The 2264-nt window shown below is 43.5% G+C and carries 4 protein-coding genes; all 4 read right to left on the bottom strand.

What is annotated here, in order from left to right:
• Positions 1-170: 170 nt before the first annotated feature.
• Positions 171-515, bottom strand: a complete 345-nt coding sequence (locus H571_RS0113590) for a hypothetical protein (RefSeq protein WP_051168357.1) — start codon at positions 513-515, stop codon at positions 171-173.
• A gap of 130 nt (positions 516-645) precedes the next feature.
• Positions 646-1005, bottom strand: a complete 360-nt coding sequence (locus H571_RS0113585) for a TM2 domain-containing protein (RefSeq protein ID WP_027849784.1) — start codon at positions 1003-1005, stop codon at positions 646-648.
• A 99-nt stretch (positions 1006-1104) separates the two neighbouring features.
• A complete protein-coding gene (locus tag H571_RS15330) occupies positions 1105-1497 on the bottom strand; it encodes an HNH endonuclease (RefSeq protein ID WP_036218275.1) in 393 nt (130 codons plus the stop codon).
• Positions 1498-1755: 258 nt separating this feature from the next.
• Positions 1756-2223: a DUF4234 domain-containing protein gene (locus H571_RS0113575; protein WP_027849783.1), complete on the bottom strand. Its 468-nt coding sequence runs from the start codon at positions 2221-2223 to the stop codon at positions 1756-1758.
• Positions 2224-2264 lie beyond the last annotated feature (41 nt).

Raw genomic sequence — 2264 nt, 5'->3', positions numbered from 1 at the left:
CAAATTCACCGTTTTTGTGTTAATTGAGTCTTTTAGTTCGGTTATTGTCGACATAACGTCTCCTTGTTTCATTGTGGTTGGTTTGTAAAGCTAACGCCCACAGCAGAGGCTCAAAAACCATAGCGAAGCGGCGGTTTTTGAGTCCTGCTGGCTGTACTTGTTAGGCGCTTTTATAGGCCAAATACATTAACGTAAAACTCATCACCGTTATCTGTCATTTCAACTGTATAGGTAATTGGAATTTCGTTCGTTTGCCCTGTGTTACTTGCGGTAATGCCAAGTTGAGCTGCACATTCATAGGCACCCGTTTGCTCATTAGTGCTTGTTGTCCTAATGGCGCCAACAGTGTACGAAAACATTTTTGCAGCTTCCGTACCTAATTGGTTGCCCATTTCACGGTCTGCAATTTGTTTTACCAAATCCGTTGTTTCAGTATCACTGCACTTTGGAACAGACTGAGAGCAGCCGGCGATAGCTATGGTTGACAAGATTACTGGGATAATGAGTTTTTTCATTGTTTCTCCTAAATTCGTCCTTGATCGTAATTCAATGTAGGCGAAGGACGTATACGCCTAACGCCTTGCTTTGGGGCTGCCGAAGCGAAGCGTAGGCAGTCCCAGCGCGTAGCGCGACAACAGCAACTTGTTATGCATTGCCATATTTTTGATTAAATGTTTCGTCACTCATGGTTAGGAAAATAATAAATTCAATAAAAGCAATAATTGCAGGAATAAAAGTCCAGAAAAAAACCAAATATAAAATTCCTAGACCGACTTGGCCAAGATAGAACTTATGTACACCAAACCCGCCCAAGAAAAAGGCCAGTAATGCTGCTGCAACCTTACTTTTGCCGTTCGGTGCCGTTGCTGTAAGTGAGCCCGGTACTGCTGATTGCCTAACACCGCACTTAGGACAAATCTCAGCTTTTGCCTTAATTGTTTCTCCGCAGTCACTGCAAAATTTTTCGTCAGCGCCCTTGGTTCTTTGTGTAACAACTTCATTCATCTAGATACTCTCCTTGGTTGATTTTACGCATAACGCGAAATTAAGGGGCTGGCGGTACGCCAGTCCCAGCGAGTAAAACGAGCGAACTTGAATGCCTTGTTAGCTAGTAGGCCGCATTTCTAACTGTCCTTGGACCAGCGCTCGTACTCGGGCAAGCTCAGCCTCTCTTACTACACGCAGCGCCTGTACGTGGCGTCGTGCATCGGCCACTCTTTCGTCTCGGGTTTCTCCGCTTGGAAGATAGTCGCGCTTTAGGAAGTTGCAGGTTTTACAGCACACAGCCATGTTCTCGTATTCATGCTTGCCACCCTTGGATGAAGGCATGACATGATCAATTTGCCAAGAGTCGTAGTCATTAAATGAAGCAAGAAGGTCTCTGTCGCAATATTCGCATCGACCTCCCGTCTGCAATCCTCGCTTTGCGTTCCATTCCCCAAACCGAAAGAACCTCTGCAACTCTTCAACGACCCTATCATCTTGTTCATTCGACATAGGATTATCCTTATGCTGGCTAACGAGGCTGTAGAAAAATCTCAGCCAAAAAAAATGATCATTTTTTATACTAAAACCAGCTGTTCTACGTAAATCCTGAAGTGCTTTTCATCACCAACAACACCAGAATTCACGTAGCAGCGCTAAACATTCTCAAATACAAAACCCCAAGAGGTTTTTCTACAGCCTGAACGCCCACAGCAGAGGCTCAAAAACCATAGCGAAGCGGCGGTTTTTGAGTCCTGCTGACTGTGCTTGTTAGCTTTCGGTTGTAGCTGGTTTGCCAGATAAAATCTCTTGCTTACGCTTTGCTTCAGGCAAGTCGTTTACACAGTAATTAATATAATAAATGGTAAATATAAACGTATAAAAAGCATTCATGCGCAGGTCGATTTTGTGCTCTTTTAGAGCATATTCTTGCAGGGCAGCCTTGGCTTTAAATGACCAAACAATGTACAGAACCCATGACGCGATCATCAAAAGGCCAGCTATAATATCGAGTGCCTCTTCGCCAGTGCCAGTAAAAGCACCGCCAAGACCAACACAAACTGCTAACCATATAATAAATACATTATCGGAGATTTTCTTTTTAGTTATTGACTCCAGCATTGAGCAATTTTTATACATCCAAAGAATCGGGTAGATTCCGCCTGTTGCAATAGTAAGCAAGACCAAATTCACCGTTTTTGTGTTAATTGAGTCTTTTAGTTCGGTTATTGTCGACATAACGTCTCCTTGTTTCATTGTGGTTGGTTTGTAAAGCTAAC

The organism is Marinospirillum minutulum DSM 6287 (assembly GCF_000422325.1).
Taxonomy (GTDB): Bacteria; Pseudomonadota; Gammaproteobacteria; order Pseudomonadales; family Halomonadaceae; genus Marinospirillum; species Marinospirillum minutulum.
Note: the sequence above shows the minus strand (reverse complement) of the source record. Positions and strands in the feature narration are given on the sequence as shown.